32 protein-coding genes and 2 tRNA genes are annotated in these 26,873 nt (G+C 30.4%); 1 reads left to right on the top strand and 33 read right to left on the bottom strand.

Going from position 1 to position 26,873, the window contains the following annotated elements:
• Positions 1 to 12 precede the first annotated feature (12 nt).
• The 33 genes from KPL37_RS10185 to polA all read right to left on the bottom strand — a co-directional run bounded on the left by KPL37_RS10185 (position 13) and on the right by polA (position 26,335).
• The gene (locus tag KPL37_RS10185) at positions 13 to 963 is read right to left on the bottom strand and encodes an RluA family pseudouridine synthase (protein ID WP_216148968.1); all 951 of its coding nucleotides are present in this window, start codon (positions 961 to 963) and stop codon (positions 13 to 15) included.
• Entirely contained in the window at positions 956 to 1,336 is a 381-nt protein-coding gene (locus tag KPL37_RS10190; protein WP_216148971.1) for a RidA family protein, read from the bottom strand. Before KPL37_RS10190 ends, KPL37_RS10185 begins: the two co-directional genes overlap by 8 nt.
• A 26-nt stretch (positions 1,337 to 1,362) precedes the next feature.
• A complete protein-coding gene (locus tag KPL37_RS10195) occupies positions 1,363 to 2,616 on the bottom strand; it encodes an LCP family protein (protein ID WP_216148973.1) in 1,254 nt (417 codons plus the stop codon).
• A complete protein-coding gene (gene yqeK, locus KPL37_RS10200) occupies positions 2,609 to 3,193 on the bottom strand; it encodes a bis(5'-nucleosyl)-tetraphosphatase (symmetrical) YqeK (RefSeq protein ID WP_216148976.1) in 585 nt (194 codons plus the stop codon). The genes KPL37_RS10195 and yqeK overlap by 8 nt, the downstream gene beginning before the upstream one ends.
• A 93-nt stretch (positions 3,194 to 3,286) precedes the next feature.
• Positions 3,287 to 3,886: a nicotinate-nucleotide adenylyltransferase gene (gene nadD, locus KPL37_RS10205; RefSeq protein ID WP_216148979.1), complete on the bottom strand. Its 600-nt coding sequence runs from the start codon at positions 3,884 to 3,886 to the stop codon at positions 3,287 to 3,289.
• Positions 3,887 to 3,984: 98 nt separating this feature from the next.
• The gene (locus KPL37_RS10210; RefSeq protein ID WP_216148982.1) at positions 3,985 to 4,275 is read right to left on the bottom strand and encodes a YhbY family RNA-binding protein; all 291 of its coding nucleotides are present in this window, start codon (positions 4,273 to 4,275) and stop codon (positions 3,985 to 3,987) included.
• A gap of 51 nt (positions 4,276 to 4,326) precedes the next feature.
• Positions 4,327 to 5,610, bottom strand: a complete 1,284-nt coding sequence (obgE, locus tag KPL37_RS10215; RefSeq protein WP_216148984.1) for a GTPase ObgE — start codon at positions 5,608 to 5,610, stop codon at positions 4,327 to 4,329.
• Positions 5,611 to 5,850: 240 nt separating this feature from the next.
• Positions 5,851 to 6,153: a 50S ribosomal protein L27 gene (gene rpmA, locus KPL37_RS10220; protein WP_216148987.1), complete on the bottom strand. Its 303-nt coding sequence runs from the start codon at positions 6,151 to 6,153 to the stop codon at positions 5,851 to 5,853.
• Between the two features lie 4 nt (positions 6,154 to 6,157).
• Complete coding sequence (locus KPL37_RS10225) at positions 6,158 to 6,490, bottom strand: ribosomal-processing cysteine protease Prp (protein WP_216148990.1); 333 nt, start codon at positions 6,488 to 6,490, stop codon at positions 6,158 to 6,160.
• Positions 6,491 to 6,492: 2 nt separating this feature from the next.
• Positions 6,493 to 6,804 (bottom strand): 50S ribosomal protein L21, encoded by a 312-nt coding sequence (gene rplU, locus KPL37_RS10230; RefSeq protein ID WP_216148993.1) that lies wholly within the window; start codon positions 6,802 to 6,804, stop codon positions 6,493 to 6,495.
• A 138-nt stretch (positions 6,805 to 6,942) separates the two neighbouring features.
• A complete protein-coding gene (locus KPL37_RS10235; RefSeq protein ID WP_216148996.1) occupies positions 6,943 to 8,385 on the bottom strand; it encodes an Rne/Rng family ribonuclease in 1,443 nt (480 codons plus the stop codon).
• A 25-nt stretch (positions 8,386 to 8,410) separates the two neighbouring features.
• The gene (locus KPL37_RS10240; protein WP_343216249.1) at positions 8,411 to 9,112 is read right to left on the bottom strand and encodes a TIGR03936 family radical SAM-associated protein; all 702 of its coding nucleotides are present in this window, start codon (positions 9,110 to 9,112) and stop codon (positions 8,411 to 8,413) included.
• Positions 9,087 to 10,943: a TIGR03960 family B12-binding radical SAM protein gene (locus tag KPL37_RS10245; RefSeq protein ID WP_216149002.1), complete on the bottom strand. Its 1,857-nt coding sequence runs from the start codon at positions 10,941 to 10,943 to the stop codon at positions 9,087 to 9,089. Before KPL37_RS10245 ends, KPL37_RS10240 begins: the two co-directional genes overlap by 26 nt.
• A 191-nt stretch (positions 10,944 to 11,134) precedes the next feature.
• Positions 11,135 to 11,995: a M50 family metallopeptidase gene (locus KPL37_RS10250; RefSeq protein WP_216149004.1), complete on the bottom strand. Its 861-nt coding sequence runs from the start codon at positions 11,993 to 11,995 to the stop codon at positions 11,135 to 11,137.
• Positions 11,996 to 12,042: 47 nt separating this feature from the next.
• A complete protein-coding gene (locus KPL37_RS10255; RefSeq protein ID WP_216149006.1) occupies positions 12,043 to 12,423 on the bottom strand; it encodes a hypothetical protein in 381 nt (126 codons plus the stop codon).
• A 180-nt stretch (positions 12,424 to 12,603) separates the two neighbouring features.
• Positions 12,604 to 12,978: a methylglyoxal synthase gene (mgsA, locus tag KPL37_RS10260; protein ID WP_216149008.1), complete on the bottom strand. Its 375-nt coding sequence runs from the start codon at positions 12,976 to 12,978 to the stop codon at positions 12,604 to 12,606.
• A gap of 65 nt (positions 12,979 to 13,043) precedes the next feature.
• Positions 13,044 to 14,162, bottom strand: a complete 1,119-nt coding sequence (rodA, locus tag KPL37_RS10265) for a rod shape-determining protein RodA (protein WP_216149010.1) — start codon at positions 14,160 to 14,162, stop codon at positions 13,044 to 13,046.
• A gap of 115 nt (positions 14,163 to 14,277) precedes the next feature.
• Positions 14,278 to 14,541: a cell division topological specificity factor MinE gene (minE, locus tag KPL37_RS10270; RefSeq protein ID WP_216149012.1), complete on the bottom strand. Its 264-nt coding sequence runs from the start codon at positions 14,539 to 14,541 to the stop codon at positions 14,278 to 14,280.
• 14 nt (positions 14,542 to 14,555) lie between these two features.
• Entirely contained in the window at positions 14,556 to 15,359 is an 804-nt protein-coding gene (gene minD, locus KPL37_RS10275; protein WP_216149014.1) for a septum site-determining protein MinD, read from the bottom strand.
• 14 nt (positions 15,360 to 15,373) lie between these two features.
• A complete protein-coding gene (minC, locus tag KPL37_RS10280) occupies positions 15,374 to 16,006 on the bottom strand; it encodes a septum site-determining protein MinC (RefSeq protein WP_216149016.1) in 633 nt (210 codons plus the stop codon).
• Positions 16,007 to 16,290: 284 nt separating this feature from the next.
• On the bottom strand, positions 16,291 to 16,782 hold the full coding sequence (mreD, locus tag KPL37_RS10285; protein ID WP_216149018.1) for a rod shape-determining protein MreD: 492 nt from the start codon (positions 16,780 to 16,782) through the stop codon (positions 16,291 to 16,293).
• Positions 16,783 to 16,792: 10 nt separating this feature from the next.
• A complete protein-coding gene (mreC, locus tag KPL37_RS10290) occupies positions 16,793 to 17,644 on the bottom strand; it encodes a rod shape-determining protein MreC (RefSeq protein WP_216149020.1) in 852 nt (283 codons plus the stop codon).
• A 2-nt stretch (positions 17,645 to 17,646) separates the two neighbouring features.
• The gene (locus KPL37_RS10295) at positions 17,647 to 18,654 is read right to left on the bottom strand and encodes a rod shape-determining protein (RefSeq protein ID WP_216149022.1); all 1,008 of its coding nucleotides are present in this window, start codon (positions 18,652 to 18,654) and stop codon (positions 17,647 to 17,649) included.
• Between the two features lie 20 nt (positions 18,655 to 18,674).
• Positions 18,675 to 19,361 (bottom strand): RadC family protein, encoded by a 687-nt coding sequence (radC, locus tag KPL37_RS10300; RefSeq protein WP_216149024.1) that lies wholly within the window; start codon positions 19,359 to 19,361, stop codon positions 18,675 to 18,677.
• Positions 19,362 to 19,372: 11 nt separating this feature from the next.
• Positions 19,373 to 19,948 carry a Maf-like protein gene (locus KPL37_RS10305; RefSeq protein ID WP_216149026.1) on the bottom strand — a complete coding sequence of 192 codons (576 nt, stop codon included), beginning with the start codon at positions 19,946 to 19,948 and terminating at the stop codon, positions 19,373 to 19,375.
• A gap of 10 nt (positions 19,949 to 19,958) precedes the next feature.
• On the bottom strand, positions 19,959 to 20,219 hold the full coding sequence (locus tag KPL37_RS10310; protein ID WP_216149028.1) for a DUF4321 domain-containing protein: 261 nt from the start codon (positions 20,217 to 20,219) through the stop codon (positions 19,959 to 19,961).
• Between the two features lie 255 nt (positions 20,220 to 20,474).
• Positions 20,475 to 21,203: a hypothetical protein gene (locus KPL37_RS10315; protein WP_216149029.1), complete on the bottom strand. Its 729-nt coding sequence runs from the start codon at positions 21,201 to 21,203 to the stop codon at positions 20,475 to 20,477.
• A gap of 164 nt (positions 21,204 to 21,367) precedes the next feature.
• Positions 21,368 to 21,889 carry a hypothetical protein gene (locus KPL37_RS10320; RefSeq protein WP_216149031.1) on the bottom strand — a complete coding sequence of 174 codons (522 nt, stop codon included), beginning with the start codon at positions 21,887 to 21,889 and terminating at the stop codon, positions 21,368 to 21,370.
• A 115-nt stretch (positions 21,890 to 22,004) separates the two neighbouring features.
• Positions 22,005 to 22,130 carry a hypothetical protein gene (locus KPL37_RS20080; protein ID WP_281418661.1) on the bottom strand — a complete coding sequence of 42 codons (126 nt, stop codon included), beginning with the start codon at positions 22,128 to 22,130 and terminating at the stop codon, positions 22,005 to 22,007.
• A 147-nt stretch (positions 22,131 to 22,277) separates the two neighbouring features.
• Positions 22,278 to 22,359: transfer RNA gene (locus KPL37_RS10325), tRNA-Leu, on the bottom strand.
• A gap of 107 nt (positions 22,360 to 22,466) precedes the next feature.
• The gene (locus tag KPL37_RS10330; protein WP_216149033.1) at positions 22,467 to 23,036 is read right to left on the bottom strand and encodes a lytic transglycosylase domain-containing protein; all 570 of its coding nucleotides are present in this window, start codon (positions 23,034 to 23,036) and stop codon (positions 22,467 to 22,469) included.
• Positions 23,033 to 23,641, bottom strand: coding sequence for a dephospho-CoA kinase (gene coaE / locus KPL37_RS10335; RefSeq protein ID WP_216149035.1), 609 nt, complete (start codon positions 23,639 to 23,641; stop codon positions 23,033 to 23,035). Before coaE ends, KPL37_RS10330 begins: the two co-directional genes overlap by 4 nt.
• A 78-nt stretch (positions 23,642 to 23,719) precedes the next feature.
• Positions 23,720 to 26,335, bottom strand: coding sequence for a DNA polymerase I (gene polA, locus KPL37_RS10340; RefSeq protein ID WP_216149037.1), 2,616 nt, complete (start codon positions 26,333 to 26,335; stop codon positions 23,720 to 23,722).
• 202 nt (positions 26,336 to 26,537) lie between these two features.
• Between polA and KPL37_RS10345 the strand changes: the two genes are divergently transcribed.
• Positions 26,538 to 26,624 (top strand) — tRNA-Leu (locus tag KPL37_RS10345).
• Positions 26,625 to 26,873: the final 249 nt, after the last annotated feature.

Below are 26,873 nucleotides of genomic sequence, written 5' to 3' on the forward strand. Positions count from 1 at the left end.
TTATTTTTAAATTTATGTTTCAGATTTTAGTTTACTTATTAAGTTATTTATATCTTCTGGTATATTTGACTCAATTGTAAGCCTCTCACCAGTTCTTGGATGTGGGATAATTAGCTTATAAGCATGTAATGCTTGCCTATCAATATACTCACTTTCAGCTACCCCATAAAGACTATCCCCATAAAGCGGATGACCAATATGGCTTAAATGAACACGAATTTGATGTGTTCTACCAGTTTCCAAAGTAACTTTTAATAAATCACCATTCTTAAAAGATTCAATAACTTCGTAGTGGGTTATACTTCTTTGTCCCTCATCACAAACTTCTCTCCTTGCACTATCCTGATTTGGATTCCCAATGGGCAAATCAATAGTTCCTGAGTTGTTTTCCATATTACCATGTACAACAGCTATATAACTCTTCTCAAAAGTCTTATTATTTAAGTCTTTATTATCTGACTCTTTACTACTCACATCCTTGCTCTGCATATCTCTCGCAAGCGCCATATGCGAATATTGGTTTTTTGCAATTATTATAAGACCAGAAGTATCCATATCTAACCTACTCACCAATCTTACAATGCATTTTTCATTTTTTTCTTTAAAATAATACAAAACTCCATTAGCAAGAGTTCCACAAGGATATCCACGAGTTGGATGAACAACTATGCCTGGCCTCTTATTTACAATAATAAGATCTATATCCTCATATGCTACATCTATATCCATTTTCTCCGGTTCAATATTCTGATGCTCATCTGTCTTCATATCAATATCAATTACATCATTTGAACTTATTCTATGATTAAGCTTCACAACATTATTATTGACCCTTATTTTACCATTAAGGCCTGAACTTTTAACAAACCTACCTGATAGTTTCTCCCTATGCTTTAAATAATCTCTCAGTTTTGCATCTTTAACATCTACACCAACTACATAAGTTAACTTATTATCAAGCAATTGCAATTACTTCTATTTCTACTAATGCATCTTTAGGAAGTTTTCCTGCTTGAATGCAAGATCTAGCTGGCAGATTTGTAGTAAAATATTTTGAATATATTTCATTCATAGAATCAAAATCATTTATATCTTTTAAAAAAACTAAAGTTTTTACTACCTTGTCTAAACTAGAACCTGCTTCTTCTAATATTGCTTTTACATTATCTAAAGATTGTGCTGTAGCTTTTTTTATATCATCATTTATAAATTCTCCATTAGCTGGATTTATTGCTAATTGTCCCGAAGTATATAATACATTTCCAACCTTAACTGCCTGAGAATATGGGCCAAGAGCTGCGGGTGCTTTTTTTGTGTTTATTATAAGTTTTTCCATTTTTTTCTCCTCCTAATAATTTTATATTAATGCATTAGTTCATGGTCATCACCTAAAGTAACCACTATATCAAAACTTTTATTACTTGATGATAAGAATTCAATATTATCTATTTTAAAATCCGTTTGTAGATCAGCCTTCATATCTTTGCTGCCATTATAAACTGTAATCTTACTTTTAGAAGTAGCTTCACCAGTTTCCGTCTTTGCTTCATTATAACCCTTTTCAGTAAGATAAGTAGAAAAATCCTTGGCTAATCCTGTTTTTTGGGTACCATTAATCACCTTTATCTTAAGCTTTGACTTGTTAACAATCGGGGCTTTATTATCACTTAACTCTGAAATAACCTCTTTATTAAGATCTTCGTCATAAACTACATATGATACACCATTTACATATTTTTCTACTCCATTAAGTGTTTCCATAGAAAGTTTATCATTATCAATGGTAGCAAATATAAATCCAAACTTAAGTATCTCGTTAGCATCCATATTAGTTTCTATAGCATTCTTAACAGCTGTTAAAACACTTGGAATTTTAAATATTATAAATGGACTTTTTACTTTTTCCATAACCTTTGCGATAAATATATGCTGATTTTCTATTCTTCCTAAATCACCATTTGCCAAACCTGAACCATCAGAATTTTTTCTCCATCTGAAAAATTCCTCGGCTTTTTTGCCATCCATATGAACTAGACCTTTTTCAAAATGAATACTCAAATCTTGAGTTGGGTCATCATAATCCATTTTTCTTGTTACATTTATATCAACACCACCAATAGCGTCAATCAATTCATCAAAGCCTTTATAATTAATTTTTGCATAGTAGTCAATTTTAACACCTACTAATTTTTCTACAGCAGCTACTGCATAATCAACACCACCAATAGCATGTGCAGCATTAATCTTCTGATTTCTATCATTTACAACTGCTAGAGTATCTCTAGGAATAGATATCAAACTAACTTTCTTATCAACCGCATTATAATGTACTAATATCATTGTATCTGTTCTCTTAGGATCATTAGCATTTGTAGAACCAGTTGTACCTATATCTACACCCATTACCAATATATTACTAGATTTACTATCTGACTGAATCTTTACATCATCACTACTTAGACTTGATGATAACTTTACTGCGCTATTATTAAAACCAGCTAAATATAAATAAAGCCATCCAGAAACAAACACAAGAATTACAACCAAAAAAAGAACAATTCTAACTGCATATTTTTTATAATTAAATGTTTTTTTTCGTTTTTTATTATTACTCATCTTTTCTCCTACTATTTTCACTTAATAAATAATTTCTCGCATAAACTGTATCTATATGCAGTAATTGTTTTTTGCTTATAACATATTTTATAGTATTCTCCAGACACATCATTACAGCAACATCCAAATTCACTCTACTTAAACTTCTTACCTCTTCTTTGCCTTTAAATGTCCTTAATGGTTCAATATAATCTGATATAAATATTATTTTTTCTAAAATACTCATATTTTTTCTTCCAGTAGTATGGTACCTAATAGAATTTAAAATATCCTCATCCTGAATTTCCATTATGTCTCTCGCTATTATACTTCCTACTAATCCATGAATAATTTGTGGGCTTTGTTTGCTAACTTCATCAAGCTCTATTCTATGGTCTATAGCCATCTTCATAAGTTGATCATCCGCTAAATTTTTAGCACAGTCATGAACTAATCCTGCAATCCTTGCTTTTTCTATATTTTGTCCATATATAGTTGCGAGTTCTATTGCAGTTTCACTAACGCTTACACTGTGCTTAAATCGACTTTCTTTTAAATTTTTCTTTATATAATTAAGCATTTCCTTTTCATTCCACATTTAAGCCCCACCCCCTAATATTACTTTAACACAGAAAGAAAAATCATGTATCTATTTTATTAATATATTTTACTTTTTTTGTAAATCTAAATATTATTCATATAGTTTAAGCTTATCAACAATTTTTTCTACACCTTTAGGTAGAAGATAATTAATATTTCTGCCTTCTTTTATACTTTTTCTAATACTTGTTGATGATATATCTATAATTGGCATATCAAGAAAAATTATTTTTTTATTATATTTACTCTCTAGATACTTCTTTTGTGTAAGTATTTTTTCTAAGTCAAATCCTGCCCTATTATAAACCACCAACCTGCAAGCATTTAAAATTCTATCTACATTCTTCCAATTATCTAGGTCTATTAAACTATCCGCACCAATCAAAAAATACCATTCAATGTTGGATTGAAACTTACTAAAAAGTTCAATAGTTTCATATGTATAACTATTTTCTTTTTTATTTATTTCATAATCACTTATTTCAAAGTTGCTCTCGCCTTCTATAGCCTTATTCACTAAATCATACCTGATTTTAGCATCTGTAATTCGTTTGTTTAACTTATTGGGTGGGTTTCCTGCTGGCATAAATAAAATTTTATCCAGTTGCAAACTATATAATGCTTCATAGGCAATATGAATGTGACCTATGTGAATTGGATCAAAAGTACCCCCAAAAATGGCCTTTTTCACTGTAACACCTTCTTTATATTATAATAGGACAATTCAAATAAGATAATAAAAAAAATTCAACTTTGCATAGAAGAAAAAGCATGTAACATTACATGCTTTTATGGTAATTCTATTATAGGTTTTTTTATAGATCTTTTGTACAGTACACATTTGCTACCAATGCTTTGAACTGCCTCAGCACCTATGGATTCGCAAATTATATCTGAAGCATCTCTAGCAGTTAACCCACTATTATTTAGAACCTTAATTTTAATGATCTCTCTAGCTTCTAATGCTTCTTCTACTTGCTTTAAAAAATTTTGTTCTACTCCCGCTTTACCAAGCTGAAATAAAGGTTGCAATTTATTACCAAAAGTTCTTAAATAACTTCTCTGCTTACTTGTAATCATAATATCCTCCTACGTGCCTTCTTTAATGTCGTTAAAAACAATTGTTATCTTTTATTCTAAATATTCAAATTCAAAATTTTGTAATCTTACTAAATCGCCGTCTTTAATTCCTTTTTCAGTTAATGTATTAAAAACTCCCTTGTTCTTTAAAACTTTATGGAAATATCTAAGAGAATCCGGCTCATTTACATTAACTGCACTAAGCAATCTATCAACAAAACTTCCTTCAACAACAAAAGTACCTTGAAAATCTTTCTCTACAGTATACGTAAATCTCTTTTCTTCTACTACAAATTTATCTTCTTCATTTATTACAAGTTCTGTAACTGGAATAGTAGATAACATTCTAGCCGCTTCTTTCATCAAAGCTTCTACACCTTGATTTGTAGCTGCAGATATTTTAAATATCTTACTATCGTCATAGCCTAATTCATTTAATCTTTTCTTAAAGTTTTCAAACACTTCATCATCAAAAACTAAATCGCTTTTATTTGCAGCTATTATTTGAGGTCTATCCCATAATTTAACACTATATTTACGAAGTTCTTCATTTATTTTTATAAAGTCTTCTATAGGATCTCTACCTTCTATTCCTGAAATATCAACCACATGAATAAGCATTCTAGTCCTCTCAATATGTCTTAAGAATCCTATTCCAAGACCTACTCCTTCAGCTGCACCTTCAATTATGCCTGGAATATCTGCCATAACAAAATGCTGTGCACCCTTAACGCTTACAACTCCTAAGTTTGGTTTTAAAGTTGTAAAGTGATAGTTAGCAATTTTGGGTCTTGCTTTTGACACAACTGATAGCAATGTAGATTTTCCTACATTTGGAAATCCTAATAACCCAACATCAGCTAAAATCTTAAGTTCAAGTTTAATCCATCGTTCTTCCCCTGGCATTCCTGGTTCAGCGAAATTAGGTGCTTGCCTTGTAGGTGTACAAAATTTAACGTTACCTTTTCCACCTTTTCCAGATTTACAAACCCTAAAAGTTTCACCATCATGAGCCAAATCATACATTACTTTATTTGTTTCCAAATCACGTACAATAGTACCCATTGGAACTTTAACAAACAGATCTGCTCCAGCTTTTCCGTAACATTTAGATCCAGAACCGCCCATTCCATTTTTAGCTACAAATTTTCTTGCATATGAGAAATCTAATAAAGTAGTCATATTTGCATCAACTACAAATGTTACATCTCCACCATCTCCACCGTCTCCACCATCTGGTCCACCTAGTGGTATATATTTCTCTGTTCTAAACGAAACAGACCCATTACCACCGTTTCCTGATTTTACAAAAATCCTTGCTGTATCAATAAACATATATTTCACCTTACCTTAGCACATTTTCTATTTTTTTAATCTTTTTAAATTTTAATTTAAGTTTCATTATATAAGTTTTATTATTATCAAAATAGCATATATAAATTCCTAGATTATATATTTTCATATTTATATATTGCCATTTATCTCTGTTTTCTATGTAAAATTGTATTTATACTTCATTAATTTATATTCTCCAAAAGAGAATTTTAAAAAAGCACCCTTTAAGGGTGCCTTAAATTATTCAGCAATAGACATTTCTTCATCAACAGGATAAACGCTTGCTTTTTTCTTCATTTTTCCCATTCTTTCGAATTTTACTATTCCACTAATTTTAGCGAAAAGAGTATCATCTCCACCTATTCCAACATTGTTTCCTGGATGAATTTTTGTTCCTCTTTGTCTTACTAAAATATTACCTGCAAGAACGAATTGTCCGTCTGCACGTTTAGCTCCAAGTCTCTTTGATTCACTGTCTCTACCATTTCTTGAGCTACCTACTCCTTTTTTATGAGCAAATAACTGAAGGTTCATAACTAACATAGTCTTACACCTCCTCTATTTCTACTTTTATATATTTACCATAAGTAATTTCTACACTTTTAAGTCCAAGTACCATTGTTTCAAGTAAAACTTGACATCTTTCGATATCTTCTAGAGTTTGATTTTCTAAATTTAAATTTAAAAATCCATCATCTATATCATACTTTGCTTTAATTTTCAAAACTTCCTCAATCCCAATAATTGTAGTTTGAGAAATTGCTGAAATAGCACTACAAATTAAATCCACATCCAACTGTTTTTCTTTAGGCACTGCATGACCTTTTATTTTAAAAGAAACTAATTTGCCAAGACTTCGAACAAATTCAACTTTAACCATAACTAAGCTTCTATCTTCTCGATTTGAATTTTAGTATATGATTGTCTATGTCCTTGTTTCTTTCTATAATCTAACTTTCTCTTAAACTTGAAAACTATAATCTTTTTAGCTTTTCCTTGTGCTAATACTTTAGCAACAACTTTAGCTCCTTCAACTACAGGTTTTCCAACTACCAACCCATTTTCCTTGCCTACTGCAAGAACTTCATTTAATTCAATTGTTGTTTCAACTTCAGCATTCAATTTTTCAACGAATAAAACGTCTCCTTCTTGAACTCTGTATTGTTTTCCACCAGTTACTACAACTGCGTACATAAAATACACCTCCTTGATCCAGTCTCGCCATCCCAGGTACACACCTTATGTAATATAAATAATAAGCATGTTTATAACCTTACGTGTGCGGTCTACAAAGGACATTTTAACATACTAGAACATTTTTGTAAAGTATATTTATCCATATATCTTATATGTTTGCAAATTTCTTATTTGATTTGCAAAAATTAGCGATTCTACTTTAAATTGCTCTAAATGAGGAATAAAATTGACATAAATTTTATTATCTATCGCCCCTATTTGCTTTGCAAATTCTAAAACATTATCCATAATATCCTTTTTATAAACTTCACCAATTTCAATATATATGTCTAATAGGTCCTGTTCACTGTTGATCTTAAAGATTTCACTTCTTATTAAAAATTGCATATAAGCTAATTTAACCCTACTACTTTTTCCACCACAAACCGCGCAAGGTTCCTCAATAAATTCATATATAGACTTACCTCGCCTTCTCCTTGCAATCTGAACTAGGTTAAGCTGCGTAAACGGATAAATCACAGTCTTATTTTTATCGTCCTCGAATCCCTCTCTTAAAACACTTAATATGTTTTTTCTAACATCCGGGTCATCAACATCAATAAAATCTATTATAATTATTCCACTTAAATTTCGAAGTCTTATCTGCCTTGCTATTTCTTTTGCTGCCTCGATATTAGTAGTTTGTGCGGTCTTTTGAAGTGATCGACTTTTTATATTCTTACCAGAATTTATATCAATTACATACATTGCCTCTGTTTTATCAATGACAATATTTCCACCACATTTTAATGTAATTCTGTGATTGCGTAGACTTAATAACTCTTTTTCAATTCCATAATAATCAAATAACATCCTGCTCTCATTATGAAGTTCAACCTTTACCTCAATATCAGTTCGATTTTGCGTGTGCTTTTTAGTATACTCAAAATCGCTTTCATTATTCAATACTATTTTAAAAGTATTTTTATCTAAAATATCACGCAGTGTTCTGTTTAGCGCCCCTGCATCACTAAATAATAAAATAGGGTTTCTTGAATACTCGCCTCGATTAATAACATTCTTATATATCTCATATAGTGCTTCAACCTCATTATTTAAAGTGTCAATATCGACCTGGGCAGCGTTAGTCCTAATCATTACTCCTATATCCTTTGGTTTAATTAATGATCTCTCAACCAAAGCTACAAATGCTTGATTATTTATTTTTTTCGAAAAACTAATGTTTTTGTTCATATTGACAACCACGCAATAAGTACCCGGAATACCAAAAGCACTAGTAACTTTTGCTCCTTTTTTATCTATAGCCTCTTTTAAAACTTCAACTATAAGTTCGTCGCCTTTTTTTACCTTGGTATTATGAAATTTTTCATCAAGATACATATAACAATCTTTATTATGACCAATATCTATAAAAGCACACTTAATTGCTGGAACAATGTTTTTTACAACACCTTTATAGATTTCTCCTGGAACTGGTCCACTATTCTCTTCCTCTATAAAACATTCCTTTAATTTGTTGTTTTCCTTTATTGCTATTCTAAGTATTTCTTCTTGTCGTTCAATATATATTTCTTTCATTTTGACCCACTCCTATTTTACTATTTTAGAAAAACTCGCTAAGAGTGACTAATTTTTCATCTTTATATGCATACATTTCCATGCGGGTTATATCAACAAACGTATCTTTATTAATAAACTGTAAGTTTTCCTCCAAATATTCACAAAGTAGACTAGCAGATAAATTATCACGACTACCACAAGAAATAAGTACTTTAATACACATAACAAAATTATCTACGCTGTAATCGAACTCATGAATAAATGGTTTTATATTAACCAACTTTTCTCCACTTTTTTTGCTGGTTTTAATAATATTCCATTCGTCTAAAGCACATAAACCATCCATTTTTTCTTTAATACTTTCTATATCAGTGCATTTAAATTTAATAGTGTATCTAGCTGCATCAATAATTGCCATAGCTTGCTTTTGCTTTGTTCCCTCAACTGGAATTACTTTTACAACATCTAAAATTTTAACTCCACGTGGTGTGTTCTCATTCATTTTATTCATAATATATTCTTCGTTAATATCTTCGGTAAGTACTACATCCATATATTCACCATTCGAATGTACTCCAACTGACAATGGTTGTGCAATTGATACCGCCATGTGAGGATTAAATCCTTTTGAATACCCAATTGGAAGCTCTGCTCTCTTAATTATCTTTTGGATAGTTCTCATTAAATCTAAGTGAGCAACAAATTTAATCTCACTTTCCTTACTGTACTTGATTAAATAACGCACCTTTAAAACACGTCCCTTCTTTAAAGTTAACATTAACACCACACTGCGTGCAGCCATCTTTGCAATTTTGAGTTAATTCTACTTTTTTAGCTTTTTCATTTTCGAGTATTAAATATTCCTTATTTACACCAATATCTATGAAATCCCAAGGAAGTACCTCATCGTAACTTCTTTCGCGATAAGCATAGAAATCTCCAGAGACTCCACATTCCTGCATTGCTTCCTTCCATATATCAAAATTAAAATATTCACCCCAACCATCAAATTTTGCACCCTTTTCAAATGCCTTTATTATAACATCACAAATTCTTCTGTCACCTCTAGCCATAACTGCTTCTAAATATGAAACTATTGATTCATGATAATTATAAATAACTGCCTTACTTTTTATAGCATATTTAACCGTTTTTATTTTCTCAGCTACATCCTCCATTGTGCTTTGTGGCGCCCATTGGAAAGGAGTAAATGGTTTTGGTACAAATATAGCTGAACTTGCAGTAACTCTTAATCCTCTTTTTCGTGTTTCTTTCGGAATTTTAAAGTATTCCCCTGCGACTTTATCCGCAAGCTCTGCAATGCCGCGAACATCCTCTAATGTTTCATATGGAAGCCCCACCATAAAGTAAAGTTTTATAGTTGACCAACCTGAAGCAAATACGCTACTTGCTGCTTCTAATACTTGCTCTTCTGTAACACCCTTATTTATAATATCTCGCATTCTTTGCGTTCCAGCTTCTGGTGCAAAAGTTATACCAGTTTTTTTAACCTTTTGTATTTCCTTAATCAAGTCTACTGAGAAAGAATTTATTCTAATAGATGGTAAGGACACACTAATATGTTCTTCTTTATATTTTTCTATAAGTGTTGTTATAAGATTTCGTATATCCGAATAATCACAAATACTTAAAGAGCTTAAAGATATTTCTCTATACCCTGTACTTTTTAATAATTTATCTGCTGTATCTATAAGGTTAGCTGTGCTTTTTTCTCTAACAGGTCTATATATCATCCCCGCTTGGCAAAATCTACATCCATTGGTGCATCCTCTAAATGTCTCAAGTATTACTCTATCATGAACTATTTCAACATAAGGCACTACCATTTTTTCAGGAAAAGCAACTTCATCAAGATTTGGCACAAATCTTTTTCTAACCATTTTAGGAACATCATCGTATTTAGGTTTAAATTCACGAATTGTGTTATCTTCCTTATACGATACCTCATATAATGAAGGCACATATACTCCCCTTATTTTAGATATCTCTCTTAAAAATTCTTTCTTCTTGCCTTTGTAATTTTTATAAACATCCAATACATCATTCATTATCTCTTCGCCCTCACCAAGCTCAAAGAAATCTACTATATCGTATAATGGTTCAGGGTTGTAAGCACATGGACCACCAGCCATAATTATAGGCTCATCGTCGCCTCTCTGTGAGGCTCTTATAGTAATACCTGACATATCAAGCATGTTAAGAATATTTGTGTAACTCATCTCATATTGAAGCGTAAATCCTAAAAAATCAAACTCATTTAAAGAATCCTTACTCTCTAATGCATACAAAGATATATTATTATCTCTCATTTGTTTTTCCATATCTGGCCAAGGTGCAAAAGCCCTTTCACAGTAAGTGTCGACTCTTTCATTTAATACGTGATAGAGTATTCTACTTCCCAAATGTGACATACCTACTTCATATACATCTGGGAAACAAAAAGCAAATCTTATATCAATTTTATCTATATCTTTATAACAACAATTTAATTCTCCACCTATATATCTAGCAGGTTTTTCAACCTTAAATAAGATATCATCGGAAATTTTATTCATAGAAACCACTCCTCGTTTTTTCATTTACGGTAGATAATAATTTACGTTCATTACATTATTTTATTTTAACACATGAGTCTTAAATCTCAAAACTAAAAATTTTTTATCATTTTGAACAAACCACTATACTATAGCATTTAAAATAAAATGACCAACCTAATAATAGGTTGGTCATTTGGATGTAAGATATATCATAAATTATGTTTTATTTTTTTAATGTCAATATACTCTTGTAAGCTTATATCACCATATGTTTTTATTGCCTCAATTATTTCTTCCTCATACAATGTCTCGATTACACACATATTTCCGTCAAGTATAGTGAACAAATTATATTTATTTTTATCAATTATTCCCAAAACATATAATAAACTTTTCTCACAAAAAATAGATATACTTCTATTCTCTACATACCCTCGTTTTATAAATCTATATTTTTTCTTAATAATATAACCCATAATCAAATATACTATCCTTTCCTTCTCTTTAATTGAAGATATTAAAATAAATATTGAAATTAAGCCTAAATTAAAATTACCCTTATTGGCAGATACACTTACAAAATATATAAACATAAAAACACTTCCAAGAATCATGCTAACCCTAATAGTTGCCTCATTAGCTTTTCTATAGATATTATTAAAACTAAGTATATCGCGAAGAACTCGCCCACCATCTAATGGGAAAGCTGGTATAAGATTAAATATACCTATTGCTAAATTACTATTGCAAATCAAATCAAAATATGGATTTTTGAATATTATAAATAAAATATAAAAAATGAATGCAAGTAATAAGTTTAGTAATGGTCCTGATAAAGAAATCATTAAATCCTCTTTGGCATTTGCTTCATCTAAATTTTTAAGCTTAAGCACTGCGCCTACAGGAAGTATTTCTATATCAAAACCAGAAAAGCCTAAAATTCTTGCGGTTAAATAATGCATTAACTCATGGAGGAATACAAAAACAAAAGATATTACTAGTTCACCTTTAAATCCCAATACTATTAGCAAAATAATATACGGTATAAATAATTTACTTATTTTTATCAATTAATCCCCCAAAGCAATTACTAAGATGTTGTAAACCACTCCATTTGCTAAAAATTAATATTGTTTATTCCATTTTTCTCAGGTATTATACTTTTTACTTTGTCTAAAAACTTTATAGTAATTGTTTCTACCTCTTTGAATCTAATATCTTTAGCTTTCCCAAATAAAACACTATAATTGTATTGTTTATTTATCGCTTCCTTAGAATAATTATATACAAATTGTGTTTTTGGTGTAATAACTACTTTGAGAAGCAAAACAATAATAAATAATGTAAGTACTCCAATTAACTCCCTTGTTAATCTCTTTATATATAAATTTGATAAACTTTTTTGTTTATTGTTTTCACTATGAAATTTATTTGTACCTCTTTGCCTTCTAGCTAAATTATTATAATAGCTTTGGTATTGCGTATTATAATTTCCCATTTGCCCCTCCTTATACAGTCTTTTACTATCTATATATATTTAATTTTCATAATTTATATTACAAATTATAATAAAAAATATATTAATCATCCACAATAATAAAAGCACTGTATAAATGCAGCGCTCACTGTATAAATACATTGCTCACTGTATAAATACATTGCTCTTTATCATATATTATTAATATTCACGATCTTTTAAACTTCTCATCAAAACTTCAGCTGTACCTAAATTGGTAGCAAGAGGAACGCAATGTACATCACATAACCTAAGAAGTGCAGAAATATCTGGCTCATGAGGTTGAGGTGTTAGTGGATCGCGAAGGAAAATTATCATATCCATTTCCCCCTGTGCAAGCTTAGCACCTATTTGCTGATCGCCTCCAAGTGGTCCTGATAAAAATCTAGTGACTGAAAGACCAACTTTTTCATTTATTAATTTTCCTGTTGTACCAGTTCCATATAATTCATGTTTAGATAAAATATCCTTATAACGCTCAGCAAAATCAATCATATCTTCCTTTTTTTTATCATGTGCTACTAATGCTATTCTCATATGTTTCCCCCTAATATAATTTTTATGAAGTATATTAAATCATCGCATAAAGCGCTGAAATATTATCAGAAATTTATTTTCTTTCTTCTCATCCCTACATTTAAAACAAGTCCTAATGCTATAAAGCTTGTTAAAAGTGAGCTTCCACCATAACTCATAAATGGAAGTGTTATTCCTGTAATAGGCATAAGTCCCACTGTCATTCCAATATTTTGCATTATTGAAAACAATAAATTAGATATAAACCCTATACATAATACAGTTCCAAAAATATCTTTAGAACCTTTCGCAATTTGTATTAATCTATATACGAGAATACCATATAATAATAGTAATAATAACGCGCCAATAAATCCCCACTCTTCTGCTAAAACAGCAAATATAAAATCAGTATGATTTTCTGGAACAGAATTAAATTGCACTCCATTTCCAAAACCGCGTCCAAAAATTCCTCCTGAACCTATAGCAAGTTTTGATTGTATAAGTTGAAGTCCAGAACCACTTGCATTTTCCTCCGGATGTAAAAAAGATGTAAGTCTCCCTTTCCAATAAGTTTGAAAAATTGGTGAGTTCCATGCGCCTATAACCAAAATAAGGATCGAAGTTATTCCTCCAATTATTATTTTTCTATCGAGACCTATACAAAAAAATATCCCAAGTACTATGAAAAAACTAACCATAGTCATTCCCATATCTGGTTGAATAACAATTAAAATCATTGGAACTGCAGCATAAAACAACAAATGAACAAAGTTTTCGAGATTATTAATTTTACCTTCCATTTCATCTAGTTGCTTTGCAAGCATTATTATCATACCAATTTTAGCAAATTCTGAAGGTTGTATATTTATCGGCCCAATATTTATCCAAGAATTCGCACCATTAGTAACTTTCCCAAAGACATCACCAATTATTAGTAATACAATACCAGCCCAATATATTATCACCGCATAATTTTCTATTACCATATAATCAAACACTAAAAGAAAATATACTATAATAAGACTTAATAGCATCGATGCAATTTGCTTTTCAAAGTAGTAATTTCCAGTACTACTATTGTGTGTAGCACTATAAATATTGACACATCCAAAAGTTACAATACAAATTGCAATTATAATTGTAACATAATCTAATTCTCTTAATAGTTTCTTATTAAGTCTTAGGCTTTGTAAAAATTTCATGATTTAACATACCTCCATCTTCGTGCTGCTTCGCAGCTCGCACCCAAATATGATTATATCATATAAAAATAAAATAACTATGTATAAGTTGATAATTATACATAGCTAAAATCTCTTATCGTTTTATTTTTTTAATTGGAATATTTGCAATTAGTGCTGGTGAATTTCCTTCATATTCATCCGTTGTTGTTAATCTAACCTCAATATCCCCAGTTTCTATTTCAGCGTATTTTGAAATTACCTTTAATATATCACTTTTGATCATTTCTAAAAAATCAGGTGAAATGTCTGCTCTATCATGTATTAAAATTAGTTTTAATCTATCACTTGCAATATCCTTTGAGAAAATCTTGTTAGAAAATATTTTAAATAAATTCATCTATGTCCCCCCCTTTATATTGCTCTGAACATTCTTTTTATAGTAGCAAAAAATCCAGCCTCACTTGCTGATCCATTTAATGAAGCATAGGTTACTTCCTCTCCCATTATTCTTCTTGCTATGTTTTTAAAAGCTAGTCCAGCAATCGACTTGTCATCTAAAACAATCGGCTCACCCTTATTGGTGGAAATTGTAACCTTTCTGTCGTCTGGTACAACTCCAATTAATTTAATTGCAAGGCACTCTATAATATCATCTACAGACAACATATCCCCATTTTTTGTCATTTCATAATTCATTCTATTTATTATAACCTCATGCCTATCAATTCCTTTAGAATCCAATTTTCCTATTACCCTATCTGCATCTCTAACAGAAGTAAGTTCTGGATTTACAACTATAATAGCTCTATCTGCTCCAACTATAGCATTTTCGAATCCTTGCTCAATGCCAGCAGGACAATCTATAATAACATAATCAAAATCTTCTTTTAACTCATTTACAACCATGAGCATATCTTTTATATTAATATCATTTTTATCTCTTGTTTGAGCCGTTGGTAATAAAAATAAGTTACTAAATCTTTTATCTTTTATTAAAGCTTGTTTTAGTCTACACCTTTTTTCGATAACGTCCACCAGTGTAAACACCACTCTATTTTCAAGTCCCATTAACACATCAAGGTTTCTAAGTCCTGTATCTCCATCGATTACTACAACCTTCTTATCCATTGATGCGATAGCTGTTCCAATATTTGCTGTGGTCGTTGTTTTACCTACGCCACCCTTACCCGAAGTTATAACTATAGATTCTCCCATGTGAATTCCCTCCATTATATATATTTATTAGGTAAATACGGTTCTACAATAACATTTCCATTTTTAATTTTTGCTACCTCAGGATATTTAGGTTTAATTTCATCTTCAGGAGACCTTGTTACAACGCTACCAATCTGAAGTATTTGAGGTTCTAACCTAAATGCAGCAATTATAGCCTTCTCATTTCCATTAGAACCCGCATGAACAACTCCTCTTAAAGTACCAAATACAATTATATTTCCTGCTGCGTATATTTCAGCTCCTGGATTTACATCACCAATTATAATTATATTACCAGGATAATTTATGCTTTGTCCACTTCTTATTGTTTTTCTCAAAAATTTAGTTCTTCCCTCATATATTCCAGTAAACACGTTTCCAATAGGTTCTTCTTGATTTTGAAAAATACAATCACTAATTAGAAATTCATCAAATAATACTTCCTTTAATTTCCTACTTTCCCTTTCATTTATGTACTTAAGTTCAGTAGTTATTTTCAAAGTGCTACCTTTGTAAAATTTTCTTCCCTGCGCAAGTTTATCAATTAAAGCCTCTAGCATATCATCAAAATCACTAAAATGGTCCATATTTATAACTACATTTAATCCTTCTCTATTTCCTTTAATAACTATTTTATCTGTAACCATAATTTTAACCTCCTAGCTCTCATCTGGGGTGTGCGGGACACTAAAATAAATGAAAAGTCCCTAAATGAATTATAAATTATTTTACTCCATAGTTGAACTGTTACATAAAATAACTTATCTTATTATTTCAACATAATGCAAGTAAATTCCTGCTTAATTTTAATATTAATATTTTTTTATCTATATTCATGCTTCTTAAACCAAATAAACTCCAACAAACAAATTTGTCAGAGTTTATTTATTAAGTATTATATCAACCTTTTAATTCAACTAAAATAGTCTTATTAAAATTTCCACTCACGTTTCATATATTCCTTTTGGGATAGTTTATATGTAAACTTATACATAAAAATACAAACTACTAAATTGTATATTGCTATATATACTATTACTCCCATATATATATATTGTTTTATAAAAAACAATATAGAAAATACTATTAACCCCTTTACTAAACTCAACACAAAAGATGATATTATTGGGAAAAATGATTTTTCAATAAATATGCTTTTACCTATATTTGCAGCTACAAAACACATAAGCATATTGCTTATCATATTGATTCCAAACACATTTAAGAAATACACATCCTGAAGTGCACCAGTGAAAACCCCAATTATCAGTGCATCTCTTGGAGAACTAACAATAGAGTAACACAGTGCAAATATAAATAGTAGGCTTGGACACGCACCATTTATCTTAAGTAAAGGCATTAAAGTATTATCTAATATTAGAAATAGAATACATAAAAGCACTATTGTTAATATCCTCTTCATAATCCAACCCCTAATATTTTATTTCTCCAGCTTTTGTATCTGTAGGTACCACAATAAAAACTTCTTCAATTTTTGAAAAATCAACATATGGTTTTATTATGGCACTCTTCATTACTTCGCCTTTATCCTCGTGTACACTTAAAACACTTCCAATTCTTATTCCAGCTGGATATATGCCTCCAAGTCCAGATGTTACTATTACATCACCTTTTTTTATTTTTGAATCTAAAGAAAGACGTTGTATTTGTGCAAGTGATTTATTCTTCTCATCTGTATATCCTTTAACAATACCATTATTATCTCTTGTTCTATCAACAAGACCTGCCACTGCAATATTTTCATTAGATAAACATTGCACTATCGACCAATTATCACCGACTGATGTAACTTGACCTACAAGCCCATCTCCAGTCATAGCAACCATTCCTTTTTTTATACCCTTATTTTCACCCTTGTTTATTGTAAATCCATCTGAAAAACTATTTCCACATAATCCATTTATATCAGCACCTACGTAATTGTATTGCTCTTTTTGAGATGAAAAATTAAGCATTTTCCTTAATCTCACATTTTCTTTTATTGAAGCAGTATATTCTAATTGTTTAGATTGTAACTCACTGTTCGTCTTTTTAAGTTCTTCGTTTTCTTTCTTAACATCTGATATATTCGTTATAAACTTAAAAGAATTTTTCATTTTAAAAAAGCCATTAAAAATTATACCTTGTACTGAATTTATTGTTACCCCAACACCATTTTCTACAAAAGACATTTTATCTCGGTTTACACTATAACCAATTAGTGATAAAAAGGTAACTGACAGTAATATAATAACTACTGCCAGTTTGTTTTTTAAAAATCTCATATTTACCTTCTTTTACTCATGACATCTATATTATCGAGAGCTTTTCCTGCTCCAATAGCAACACAATCAAGTGGGTTTTCAGCTATGTGTACAGGCATATGTGTTTCCCGGTTGATAAGTGCATCTATTCCTTTTAGAAGCGCTCCTCCGCCAGTTAACATAATTCCTTTTTCCATTATATCTGATGCAAGCTCTGGTGGGGTTTTCTCTAGGGTTGTTATTATTGCTTCAATTATTGATTGTACTGGTTCGCTTAATGCTTCTCTTACTTCTTTTTGTGTTACTACTATAACTTTTGGAAGTCCTGTTATTAAATCTCTTCCTGTTATCTCCATGCTCATATCGTCATCTTCTTGTTCGTATACTGATCCAAGTTCCATTTTAATATTTTCCGAAGTTCTCTCACCTATCATAAGACTATATTGTTTCTTAACAAAAGCTATTATAGCTTGATCGAACTCATCACCTGCAACTCTTAAAGATTTACACGTTACAATTCCACCTAGGGATATTATAGCAACCTCTGTAGTTCCGCCTCCAATGTCCACTATCATACTCCCAGTTGGCTCATTTACAGGAAGTCCTGCTCCAATAGCTGCTGCAAAAGGTTCTTCCATTAAATATGCGTCCCTTGCTCCTGCACTTTTAGTTGCTCCCTCTATTGCTCTTTTTTCAACTTCAGTTACACCAGACGGATATCCAACTACAATTCTTGGACTTGTAAATCCTTTTGGACTAACTTTGTTTATAAAGTGCCTAAGCATTTTTTCAGTAATATCAAAATCTGCAATTACTCCATCCTTCATAGGACGAATTGCAACTATATTACCTGGAGTTCTACCTATCATTTGTTTAGCTTCTTCACCAACGGCTAGAACCTTATTAGTATTTATATTTATAGCTACAACCGAAGGCTCTCTTAGTACAATTCCCTTCCCCTTCAAATAAACTAATGTATTTGCTGTTCCTAAATCTATTCCCATATCACGAGACGTTCCGAATATTCCCATTATAATTTCTCCTTTCTTATCTAAAGCATTCCTTTTTCTTTTAAACTTGTATAAACCCCATTACCAATAATTATATGATCAAGCAGCTCTATTCCTAGTAATTTACCACATTCTTTAAGTCTTATGGTAATGTTTATGTCTTCCTTACTAGGAGTTGGGTCTCCTGAAGGATGATTGTGACAAATAACCACGGAAGCACTACACTTTTTTATAGCTTCGTAAAAAACTTCTCTTGGATGCACTATTGAAGTATTCAAATTACCAATTGAGATATCTTTTATGCTAATAATTACATTCTTTGTATTAAGCATAACTAATTTAAGATACTCTTTTTTTAAGTATCTCATCTCCTCCATAAGATACTCTGCAATATCTTTTGGTGATGTAATTTTATACTCTTCTCCTGATTTAAAACTTCTAAATCTTTTGGAAATTTCTATAAGTGCTAAAAGTTGTGTTGCTTTGGCATTTCCAACACCTTTTAAATTCATAAATTCCTCTGCACTTGAACTAAAAAGTCCATTTAATCCGCCACACTGCGAAATTATTCTACTGCAAAGACTTATAATATTTTCATTTTTCGATCCGGTTCTAAGTATTATAGCTAATAGTTCATTGTTGGATAAAGTTTCAGCACCGTATCTTAACAATTTTTCTCTTGGTCTTTCATTTTGAGGCAAATCCATAATTTTGAACGTCATACCCATAAACAACTCCTTTATAGATTGACCCCCATCTCCCTTAGCATATAATATAATTTGTTCACTGGCAACCCCACCACACTATAGTAACAGCCCTTTAATTCTTTAACAAATAAAGATGCTCCTCCTTGTATCGCATAAGCTCCAGCCATACCTAACGGTTCTTTTGTTTTTATGTAATTATTTATTTCTTTAATTGATAACTTTGAAAATTTTACTTTTGTGCAAACATACTCAGTATTGATTTCTTTAGTCATTGTGTTTATTACCGCAATTCCTGTATATACCTCATGAGTATTGTTACTTAAATTACTAAGCATTTTGAAAGCCTCGTAATTATCTTTAGGTTTTCCGAGCACTTCACCCTTAAAATAAACAACAGTATCACAACCTATTATAGCAGTTGGTTTTTTCACGCTACTACAAATAGCCATAGCCTTGCCTTTTGCTAAGGTCATAACGTATTCCCCACAATTTCCAGAAAATAATATGTCACTCTCTTCAAAGTCACTTGCCATTATCTCAAAATTACTAGTTATCTTTTTTAGGAGTTCCGCCCTTCGCGGCGAGGCAGAAGCTAAAATAATATCCACTACATCACTCCTAATATTTTCTATATAATATTATTGCCAAAATAACTCCTATAATAGTCATAATATTAATATTAAAATTTATACCGAAAGTTACTGCAAATACTCTAAAATCTATAAGCATAGGATTACTCGTACCTATGGTGTATGTACTCTTCAAAAATTTAAGTGCGACCACATTGTCTCCTAATAGTTCACCTATGCAACTTCCAGAAATAGCTCCTATAATTATAAAAAAAACAAAATATGGATTTTTCCTTTCTGCACTTTTCAAATTGTACCCCCCACCTTACTTATATATCTTATACATTTTAACATTTAATAAATTCATACACAAGTGCATAAAATTATAATTCAAAAAAAATTTATAATTATTTTCATTTAATTGATACATTTACACCATTAACTGAACATAAAAAATACAAATAGATTTAGTACTCTATTTGTATTTTACTATTTTTGACTATTCTTAATCATTTTTGATTAATTTTCGCAAACTCGTATGTAAAATAAACATATAAATTAACAATTATATCTGTTTCTTTATAAATTTATATATATATATATATCCAGCTTCTGCTTTGTCTTTTTCTAATACTGGTGGCAAAGTCGTTAAATATGATTTTATCGTAGTCATTGAAGCATAATTTTTATTTGTCTTATCTGCACCAGCTAAAGCACCCACCCATTTTTTCAATTCCGCAGTTGTATATGCTTTAGTATTTTTTTCCGAAAGTTTATTTAATATTTTAATATCTGCACTAATCATTTCGTTAGTTTGTGCACTTGTTAAATCTTTACCATCCAATTGAAAATTGATTTTCGCGTAAGTTATTTTTTTTGCCGTAAGCTCTTTAATAATACTATCAGCCACACCTTTAGGATATACACCGAGCAAAACTTTATTCAACTTATTTTCCACAATAATAAATGGTGTACCATACTCCGCTAAACTATTTTTGAGAACCACTGCACTTTCCATTTTGGTAAAAACACCACATTGTAATGCTACATAATCTTTAATATTATTTTGAGATATATCTTTAGAAACATCTGTACTAACAGGATTTGTTTTTGTATCCTTTTCTAAACTTATTTTAGTGATTTTATTGTCTGTGCTCGCTATTTTACTATTATTAGGTATAAGCTTTGAAAAAACAGTACCCAAAGCAATTGCAGCTATTAATGTTAATGTAATAACAATCATGAAACTATTATTTTTCTTAGGTGGTTTGTAATTGTACCTTGTATATCTCACTTTAACATCCCCTAACTTAATAAGTCCTTATTTATAATGTTATTATTTAAAACTTTATTTTAGAATGAAAAAACAAATATATATAATATAAATAAAATAACCCTATAAATCTATAGGGTTATAGTTAAAATGAATTTTGTTTTTATGTTGAATAAATATTATTTTTATTCATCTTTGTACATAAGCGACACTTTAACAATTCTTGTAACTAGTTCTCTTGCATCTATATAAGGATTTCCATACCTAGTCAAGTGTCTAAATATTGCAGGGTTATATCTTTCAATTCTTTTTACAATAGAATCTACATCATTACATTGTAGACTAGGTGTAGACGTCATACTAGGTCTATCAGATTGATCTGCATCCTGATACTTATCAGTCTGACCTAGATTTGTATTTGCCTCCTCATAATCTTCCATAGCTTCATTTCTATACATTCTATTGAGTTGATTAAGTTCATTCATGGACCTTGAATACTTAAATTGATCCATACCCATGCATGGATTTATCTGCCTGTATTGGTTCATCCCCATATTAGAATTCATATCCTGCATATATCCCATGGGCACTCCCATATTTGACATCATATTCATTTGGTCATATCCATACATCATAGATTGTAGTGGAACCATGTCATATTCTTCATTCATGTCTATATCTTCACTACTGCTGTCCTCTATTTTCATAATTACCCTCCCATTCCAATATTATTAATACATTAACAATTTATGCCAAATGTAAAGTTTTGATACTAGTTTTATAAAAAAAATAAAGAGGATGTAATACATCCTCTTTATGCCACTATTTACTTAATCCACGTACAGGCTTTCTCATATTAGTATCTCCATTGATAATCACAGGATTTTCTTCTTTACTTTTGTTTGATTTCTGTTGATTTTCATTATCATTATTATTTTTATTTTTCATAAACAACACCTCTTTCTACTTTTAGTTTTTCCTTATTTCTTATTATAATTCATTTCTTATAAAATTTTTATCTATAAGTTTTGGAGTTATTTTTTCAATAAAAAAAATATCAACACTATTGTAAGTGTTGATATTACTAACCTCATATGGTGCGACAGACGGGACTTGAACCCGTATGGTCTCCCACACGTCCCTTAAACGTGCGCGTCTGCCATTCCGCCACTATCGCAAATATATTTTACTGTAAAGGATAAAATCTTATAGTCATATAGACTTGTTAATCTAATAACTATAAGATTAATTATATATTAGTTTTGTACAAATTGTCAATAGTTTTTATTTATTTTGTTCAATTTCATTACCATACAACTTTGTATAAATGCGGTAATTTATCTTTACCTTTTTTACATATTTATCTGTTTCTCCAAATGGTATATTATTAATTGTTTTACCATCACTAGAATATTCTTTATTTTGAAGCCACTTTTTAACATTTCCACGTCCACCATTATAAGCTGCAAGTACTAATTCTAAATCACCATTAAATTCAGTGTTTAAATCGTCCAGATACCAACATCCCATAGCAATATTAATTTCAGAGTCAAAAGATTTTTCAGTATTAAAGTCTTTTAATTTCATATTTCCAGCAATCCATAGTGCAGTATCAGGCATTATCTGCATAAGTCCATAGGCCCCTGTACTAGAAACAGCTTTTACATCAAAATTGCTCTCTGTTCTTATTACAGCCGCAACCAAATAAGGATCTACATTATACCTCTTCGAATATGTAATTATTTGATTTTCATACTTTATTGGGTAAAAAGTTTTTAAAATGCTTTTTATATTAATTACTATAATAACCAATAGAATTAATATTAATAATTTTATAATTTTTGAAATTTTCATAACTTCACATCTAACCTTTCGAGCTGTGAGATAATTAAATCTAGCTGCAACTTTGTGTCTCCAACACTTGTTCCATTATCAATAATAAAATCCGCAAATTTTCTCTTTTCATCTATAGGCATTTGGGCTTTTATTCTATCCATTGTTTCATCTAAATTTAAATCATCACGAAGCATAACTCTTTGTATTTGAATATCACTACATACCCATACTAAAATAGTTATATCCATACTAGTATGGAGATTGTTCTCTATTAAAGTAGGTGCATCTAAAAAACATAATTTGCAGTTATCTTCTTCACACATCTTTATTCTATGACGTATTTCTTTTGTTATAAAAGGTATCATTATATTTTCAAGTTTTTTTCTACGCAAATCACTCTTAAATATATAATTTCCAAACTCTTTTCTATTAAGTTTACCTTCACTGTCAAAAAATTCATATCCAAATTCACCTTTGATTTTTTCCATTATCTCAGGATATATTATGAAAACCTCTCTAGCTACAATATCTGCATCGATAATAGAAAACCCATCATCTTTTAACATATTGGTTACTGTACTCTTTCCACTACCAATACCACCTGTTATTCCAACTTTTAGCATTATCTTCTCCCCTACTTTTTTATAACTAAAAATTGAATGTATAACATTATGGGCTTAACTCATACCCAATAATCTCAACTACTTAGCCTCATACCATGTTTCTCCAATGCTAATTTCTACTTCAAGCGGAACTAAAAGCTTAATAACATTTTCCATCTGATCCTTAACTAAAGATTCAACTTGCTTTTGCTCATCTCTATATACGTTTAATATTAATTCATCATGTACTTGTAGAATTAAAGTACTTTTTAATCCCGCTTCCTTTAATTTATCAAATACGTTAACCATAGCAAGTTTTATAATATCTGCTGCACTTCCTTGTATAGGTGTATTCATCGCTAGCCTTATACCTGCAGCCTTTACAATTTTGTTCGCTGAATTTATTTCAGGTATAAATCTACGCCTATTCATAATTGTAGTTACACTATTATTTTCCTCAGCCTGGGTAACTATATCTTTCATGTATTTCTTTACACTGGGGTATCTTTCAAAATAAGTTTCTATATATGTTTTAGCTTCTTTTCTTGATATATTTAAATCATTTGCAAGGCTAAACTCACCAATACCATATACTATACCAAAATTTACAGCTTTTGCATTACTTCTCATAAGTTTTGTAACCTCGTTCATTGGTACGTTGAATACCTCAGATGCTGTTTTAGTGTGAATATCACTGTGATCAATGAACGCTTGAATTAAATTATCATCCCCAGCAATATGTGCGAGTACTCGAAGCTCTATTTGTGAATAATCTGCAGATAATATAACACATTGATCATTGTGTGGTATAAATGCTTTCCTAATAGCCCTACCCATTTCATGCCTTATAGGAATATTTTGCAAATTAGGTTCTGTACTAGATAATCTTCCTGTTGTCGTAACTGTTTGCATAAAGTTTGAATGTATTCTTGAATCTGTATCAATTACAGCTTTTAACCCCTCTATGTATGTAGAAAAGATCTTTGTTACTTGTCTATACTTTGTAACTTCTGCAATAATAGGGTGCTTATCTACTAGTGCATCTAGAACCTCTGCATTAGTTGAGTATCCTGTTTTTGTCTTTTTTATAACAGGTAAATCTAATTTTTCAAATAATATTTTTCCTAATTGTTTTGGTGATTTTATATTAAATTCTTCTCCAGCTAAAACAAAAATAGTACTTTCAAGTTTCGCTATATCTGCAGCAAATTTAACTCCTAGTTCATCCAAATTTGCTTTATCTACTGTGAATCCTTCGGCCTCCATATATGATATAGACTCTGTTAATGGTTGTTCAACCTTATATAGAAGTTCTTCCATTTCATACTCTTTAATTTTAGGCTCTAATATCTCATAAAGCCCCTTTAGTAATGCAACTTTATTAATTTCCTTTGCATGACCTTCGCCTGTAATGCTAATTCTAAGATTTGTATCCATAAGAGTTTCTAGGCTGTATTCCTTTTTTGCAGAGTCTAGCAGATAAGCTGCAAGCTCTATATCAAATTGTATTCCATGTAATTTGATACCTCTTTTATTAAGAGCAGTATATGCATTTTTTACAGCATAACTTACTTTTTTAATATCATTACTCTCAAGTATAGTTTTTAAATAACTTATAGTTTTTTCTTCATCTTCTTTAAATAAATCATCAAGCTTAAGGAGATAGTTTTTTTCTTTATAATTAATGTATATGTTATTTAAGCGCATTTTAGAAAAGACATTTGTGTCCGCTATGTCAAAAATTATATAGATAGTATCCTTAATTTTCGCAGTAAGCTCTGAAAGCTCCTGCAACTTATCTATTACTTCATATTCTGCAGAAAATATTTCCTGAACAGAGTCATCATCTACAGATATTCTGTCTATTAATGACTTAAACTGTAATTTATAAAATAAATCTTTTACAGCACGTACATCATAATTTTCTTTTGATTTAATTGAATTTAGATCCATTTCCATAGGCACACAAGTAATAATGGTTGCTAATTTTTTACTGAAAATAGCCTGTTCACTATATGTGTTTAAATTTTCAACAAGCTTTTTACCACTAACCTTATCAATATTCATAAGAAGATTTTCTATACTCTTATATTCTTTAATAAGCTTATATGCAGTTTTTTCACCAATTCCTGGAACACCAGGTATATTATCAGAAGCATCTCCCATCAGACCTTTTACATCTATAAATTCTGTTGGAGTTACTCCGAATTCCGTGGTTATACGGTTTCTATCGTATATTTCCTTTTCTGACATTCCTTTTTTATTTATTACTACCTTTACATTATCCGTTGCAAGTTGAAGTGCATCTCTGTCTCCTGTTATTATAAAGACTTCCAGTCCTTGCTTCTCTGCAAACACTGATAACGTACCTATTAAATCATCTGCTTCAAACCCATCTAATTCAAATATATCTATAGCCATTTTCTCTAAAAGGTCCCTAACTATAGCAAACTGTCCTTGCAGTTCATCAGGCATTTTTTTTCTACCTGCCTTATAATCTTTATATTCTTCATGACGAAAAGTAGGTGCCTTCCTATCAAATGTTGTGACAATATAATCAGGCTCAAACTCCTCTTTCATCTTTAAAAGCATAGTTGTAAAACCATAAACTGCATTAGTGTATATACCATCCGAATTTGTTAAGGCTGGTAATGCATAAAAAGCCCTATACATAAGACTATGACCATCTAAAATTAGTAGTCTTTCCTTAGACATTTTAAATCCCTTCTTTCTACTATGTTTGTAACTTTATATATAACGCTATATTCCGTATTAAAACAGTTTCTATTGTATTATAACAATAATATACCCTAAAAGTAAGGAACTTTATCATTAATTTTATATTTAATTTTAATAAATATACATATACCTATTGCAATATGCATATGTATATGGTAAAATATTTATTGTCAGACATGCCGAAGTGGTGGAACTGGCAGACGCGCTGGACTCAAAATCCAGTGGTAGCAATACCGTGCGGGTTCGATTCCCGCCTCCGGCACCAGTTATAGCAAGGGTTTTAGTAAATCGTAATGGATTTACTAAGGCTTTTTTTTATATCTCCTTCTAAAAACCAATTATAGTTTAAATATCACTATGCCCTAACTATTTCTATGATACTGTACTTATTTTATTATTCTATAATCGAGTAGGAGCTAAATAATTAGTTTATTTAGCGACCTCTCACACCACCGTGCGTACCGTTCGGTACACGGCGGTTCAATAGAAATTAATGTTTTAATAAATATGTTTC

The organism is Clostridium frigoris, from assembly GCF_018861865.1.
GTDB classification, from domain to species: domain Bacteria; phylum Bacillota; class Clostridia; order Clostridiales; family Clostridiaceae; genus Clostridium_AD; species Clostridium_AD frigoris.